The sequence below is a fragment of the Streptomyces sp. SID14478 genome (assembly GCF_010548525.1).
Classification (GTDB): Bacteria; Actinomycetota; Actinomycetes; order Streptomycetales; family Streptomycetaceae; genus Streptomyces.
The window spans coordinates 1-5,021 of sequence record NZ_JAAGMG010000052.1 but is presented as its reverse complement, the minus strand read 5'-3'; the positions used below and the strand labels follow the sequence as shown (position 1 = coordinate 5,021).

Genomic DNA, 5,021 nt, shown 5'->3' with positions numbered 1-5,021 from the left:
TGGCCGACGGGCAGGTCGCGCAGCTCGTCGAAGGGCTCGCCGCGTACGCCGTGCCCGGCGGCGGGGAGCGGCCCCGCACGCTGCGGGCGTCCTCGGCGCGGGACGCGATGGCGCGCGGACGCACCTGTTACGACCATCTGGCGGGGCGGCTCGGGATCGCCGTGGCCGACGGGATGGCCGAGCGGGGCCTGCTCCGCACGGACGCGGGCTTCTCCCTGACGGACGCGGGGCTCGGCTGGTTCCGGCAGTGGGGGGCGGAACTGGACCCCGCAGGCCGCCGGCCGCTCGCCCGGGGGTGCCTGGACTGGACGGAGCGCAGGGTCCATCTGGCAGGAGTGGCAGGAGCCGCGCTGTGCCGCCACGCGTTCGCCTCCGGCTGGGTCGAGCGGATCGGGTCCGAGCGGGCGGTCCGGGTGACCGGGGTGGGGGCAGGCGTGCTGCGGGCCGAGCTGGGGGTGCGGGGTTTCGACTGAGCCTCCTCGCCCTCGCCCCCAGCCCCTCCGGCGAACGCGACCAGCCACGACGGGAGCCGCACCCGCCCGACCCGATAGACCACCGCAGACGCGACCGGCACTCGCACTCGCACTCGCACTCGCACTCGCACTCGCACACATCGAACCCCGAACCCTGGAGACCCCGCGATGAACAAGACCCGTACCGGCGCGGCGGCGGCCTGCGTCACCGTCGTGCTGTGGGCCTCCGCCTTCGTGAGCATCCGCAGCGCGGGCGCCCACTACTCCCCCGGCTCCCTCGCCCTGGGGCGACTGCTCGCCGGGGCCGTCGTCCTCGGCGTCATCTGCGCCGTGCGGCGCGAGGGGTGGCCGCCCCGGGCGGCATGGCGCGGCATCCTCATGTCCGGTGTGCTGTGGTTCGGGCTGTACATGGTCGTCCTCAACTGGGGTGAGCAGCAGGTCGATGCGGGCACCGCCGCACTGGTGGTGAACATCGGGCCGATCCTCATGGCCCTGCTCTCCGCGCGGTTCCTCGGGGACCCGCTCCCGCCCCGCCTGCTCGCCGGGATGGCCGTGTCGTTCGCGGGGGCGGTCGCGGTCGGCCTCTCCATGACCGGGGACGGGAGCGCGTCCGTCGTCGGCGTCGCGCTGTGCGTGATCGCCGCGATCAGCTACGCCTGCGGGGTCGTGGCGCAGAAGCCGGCGCTCGGGTCGGCCAGCGCATTGCAGGTGACGACGTTCGGGTGCGCGATCGGGGCGGTGGCGTGCCTGCCGCTCGCCGGACAGCTGGTGCACGACGCGGCGCGGGCGCCCGCCTCCGCGACCCTCAACGTCCTTTATCTGGGCGTGTTCCCGACCGCGCTCGCCTTCACCACCTGGGCGTACGCCCTGGCCCGTACGACCGCGAGCCGCATGGGCGCGACGACGTACGCCGTGCCCGCCCTGGTCGTCCTGATGTCGTGGCTCGTGCTCGACGAGGTGCCGGGGCTCGTCACGCTCTGCGGGGGCGCGCTGTGCCTGGCCGGGGTGGCCGTGGCCCGATCCCGACCCCGTGATGTGGTGGAACCTGCTCCCGCGCCCGTCCCGTCCGGTAAGGAGCGGTAAGGTCCGTCCGCCAGGTGGGGAAACGTCGTCGTAACGCGGGAGCGGCGGATGGTGGGGATCGCGGCGGGCACGATGCGGCCGGAAACGGGACGCAATCGGGCAGCGGATTGTAGGCAGTTCGGGCTTCGGGTGCTGCGCGGGATGGGGCAGGTGACCTTCGCGCCGCGGGCGCTCACGGGGCTGCTGTTCGCGACCGCGCTGTTCGCCGCCGGGTGGGAGTACGGGCTCTACGGCGTCGGGGGCGCGGCCGTCGGCACGGGGACCGCGTGGCTGCTCGGCGTGGCGGAGGAGCGGCTCGCGCAGGGCATGGAGGGGTTCAACTCCTGTCTGGTCGCCGTGGGATGCGCCGTGTTCCTCGGCGCCGGCCGGCCCTCCACCGTGTTCGTGGCGCTGCTGGGCAGCGTGGTCGCGACCGTCGCCACGGCCGCGGCTGGGCGCGCGCTCGGCGCCCGGGGGCTGCCCGTGCTGACGCTGCCGTTCTGCGTCGTGGCGAGCGTGCTCACGGCGACGTCGGCCCCGGCGGTGACCGGCGCGGTGAGCGCGGGTGGGATCCGGGCCGGCGATGTGGTCCGGGGGTTCCTGGCCGGGTTCGGCCAGATCTTTTTGATGCCGCAGTGGTACGCGGGGGCGTTCGTGCTCGCGGGTCTGCTGGTCGCGGGTCCCCGGGTGGCCGGGGTCGCCTGTGCGGGCAACGCGGCCGGGATGGCGGCCTCTTGGGCGCTCGGGACGCCCGGTGCCCAGCTCGTGAACGGGACCGCGGGGTACAACTCGGTGCTGGTCGCCCTCGCGTTGGGCGCGGTGTTCCTCGGCGGCGGGGTGCGTGCGGTGACGTACGGGGTGGTCGGGGCCGTGGTGGCCGCCGCGTGCCTGCCCGCCTTCGGGGTGGTGGTCGCACCCGTCGGGGGGCACGTCCTGACGTGGCCGTTCCTCGTGACGACCCTGGTGTTCCTGGTGGGGGCGCGGTCCTTCCCCCGGCTGGCCGCCACCCCCTGAGGCGGGGCCGGTCCGGCGCGGGTCGCGGCCGGGCGCCCGCGCGTCCCGTAGGAAACCGGGCACTTCGCGGGCGCGGGCCCGGGACACTGGCCCCGGGCCTCGCTCCTCGCTCGCCGAGGGCGTGCCGGACGGCGTGCTAGAACACGACCAGCGCCCGGCCGCCCTTGCCTGCCACCATGTTCTCGAACGCCGCCGGAATGCCGTCCAGTTGAATGTGTTCCGTGACGAGCGCGCTGAGGTCGAGGCGGCCCGCGCGGACGTGCTCGGCGAGGACCGGCAGGTCCCGGGCCGGGTCGGAGTTGCCGTACACGCAGCCCGACAGGGTGCGGCCCCAGTGGAAGAGTTCCAGGGCGTTGAACGTGACCTGCTGGTCCTTGCCGCCGATGCCGACGACCGTGGTGCGGCCGCCCCGGCGCGTGGACTCCCAGGCGGTACGGATCGTCACCGCGCGGCCGACGCACTCCACGGCCACGTCGACGCCCTGCTTGCCGGTGAGGGCGCGGATCTCGCGGGCCGTGTTATCGGAGGCCACGACGTAGTCCGTGGCGCCCGCGCCGCGGGCCAGTTCCTCCTTCTCCGGGGAGACGTCGACCGCGATGATCTTCGAGGCGCCCGCGATCCGCGCCGCCTGGAGAGTGGCGAGGCCGACGCCGCCGACGCCGTACACCGCGACCGTCTCGCCCTCGCGGACCCGCGCCGAGTGGTGCACGGCGCCGTAGCCCGTCAGGACGGCGCAGCCGAGCAGGGCGGCGTCGGTGAGCGGGATGCCGTCCGGCACCGGCAGGACCGTGTTCGCGGCGACGACGGTCTCCTCGGCGAACGCGGCGACGTTCAGCCCCGGGTGCAGGTCGGAGCCGTCCGAGGACCTCTTCGCGTACACGTCGGCCGCGCCCGCCAGGGCGTTGGCGCACAGCCACACCTCGCCGAGCGAGCAGGCGTGGCAGGCGCCGCACGAGGGCGCCCAGTTGAGGACGACCGCGTCGCCGGGCGCGACGTGCGTGACACCCTCCCCGACGGACACGACCGTGCCCGCGCCCTCGTGGCCGAGGACGGCGGGGACCGGCACGCGCATGGTGCCGTTGGTCAGGGACAGGTCGGAGTGGCAGACCCCGGCGGCGGCGAGCCGGACCCTGACCCGGCCGGGCCCCGGCTCGGGCAGGTCGATGTCGGTGATCTCCAGCGGGGAGCCGACGGCGGTGCAGACAGCGGCGCGGACCATGGTGTTCTCTGACTCCCTTAGAACTGGAGGGACTTGGTCTGGAGGTACTCGGACAGGCCGTGCGCGCCGAGCTCGCGCCCGACGCCCGACTGCTTGTAACCGCCGAACGGGGCCCGGGGGTTGAAGCGGCCGCCGTTGATGTCGACCTGCCCGGTGTCCATGCGGCGCGCGAAGGCCACCGCCTCCGCCTCGTCGCCCGCCCAGACCGCGCCGGCCAGCCCATAGACGGTGCCGTTGGCGATGCGCAGCGCGTCGTCCTCGTCCTCGTAGCGCAGGAGCGAGACGACCGGCCCGAAGATCTCCTCCTGGGCGATCGTCATCTCCGGCGTGACGTCCGCGAAGACGGTCGGGGCCACGTAGTAACCCTTCTCGTGCGGTGTCTCCACGCCGCCCGTCACCAGCCGCGCGCCCTCGGCCACGCCCTTCTCGATGTAACCGCGCACCCGGGCCTGCTGCTTGGCGTTGACGAGCGGGCCGATGCGGTCGGCGTACTTCCCGGCGGCGGCCGACGCCAGTTCCACGGCTTCGTCGTACTGGTCGGTGTGCACGAGCATGCGGGTCCAGGCGCTGCAGGTCTGGCCGGAGTTGCCCATGACGTTGGCGACGCCGACGTTGACCGCCTTGCCGAGGTCGGCGGACGGCAGGATCACGTTGGCGGACTTGCCGCCCAGCTCCAGGGCCACGCGCTTGACCGCGGCGCCCGCCGTCGCGCCGATCTGCCGGCCGACGGCCGTGGAGCCGGTGAAGGAGACGAGGTCGACGTCCGCGTGCTCGGCGAGGGCCTGACCCGCGACCGTGCCGATGCCCGTGACGAGGTTGAAGACGCCCGCGGGGATGCCCGCCTCGTCGACCGCCTCCGCGAACAGCTGGGCGGTCAGCGGGGTGTCCTCGGCGGGCTTGAGCACGACCGTGCAGCCGGCGGCGAGCGCCGGGGCGACCTTGGCGACGATCTGGTGCAGCGGGTAGTTCCAGGGCGTGATCGCGCCGACGACGCCGACCGGCTCGGCGTAGACGGTCGAGTTGTCGACCTTCTCCTCGAAGGAGTACGTCGCGGCCAGTTCGGCGTACGAGCCGCAGACCAGGACGGGTACGCCCGCGTGCACCGTCTGCGAGAACTTCAGCGGGGCGCCCAGTTCGGCCGTGACCGTCTCCGCGATCTCGGCGTTGCGGGCCACCAGCACGTCCCGGAGCGCGGCGATCCTCGCGGCGCGTTCGGCGGGCGCCGTCGCGGCCCAGGCCGGGAAGGCGGCGCG

The 5,021-nt window shown here is 74.4% G+C and carries 5 protein-coding genes; 3 read left to right on the top strand and 2 right to left on the bottom strand.

Annotated elements, in window-relative coordinates:
- The 3 genes from G3I40_RS01880 to G3I40_RS01870 all read left to right on the top strand — a co-directional run.
- The coding region (locus G3I40_RS01880) for a transcriptional regulator (protein ID WP_164300384.1) at positions 1-473 on the top strand (473 nt) is incomplete at its 5' end.
- Positions 474-641: 168 nt separating this feature from the next.
- Entirely contained in the window at positions 642-1,556 is a 915-nt protein-coding gene (locus G3I40_RS01875) for a DMT family transporter (RefSeq protein ID WP_164300383.1), read from the top strand.
- A 141-nt stretch (positions 1,557-1,697) separates the two neighbouring features.
- The gene (locus G3I40_RS01870) at positions 1,698-2,549 is read left to right on the top strand and encodes an urea transporter (protein WP_164300382.1); all 852 of its coding nucleotides are present in this window, start codon (positions 1,698-1,700) and stop codon (positions 2,547-2,549) included.
- Positions 2,550-2,685: 136 nt separating this feature from the next.
- Here G3I40_RS01870 and G3I40_RS01865 read toward each other — a convergent pair whose 3' ends face one another.
- A complete protein-coding gene (locus tag G3I40_RS01865) occupies positions 2,686-3,768 on the bottom strand; it encodes a Zn-dependent alcohol dehydrogenase (RefSeq protein ID WP_164300381.1) in 1,083 nt (360 codons plus the stop codon).
- 17 nt (positions 3,769-3,785) lie between these two features.
- The coding region (locus tag G3I40_RS01860) for an aldehyde dehydrogenase family protein (protein WP_164300380.1) at positions 3,786-5,021 on the bottom strand (1,236 nt) is incomplete at its 5' end.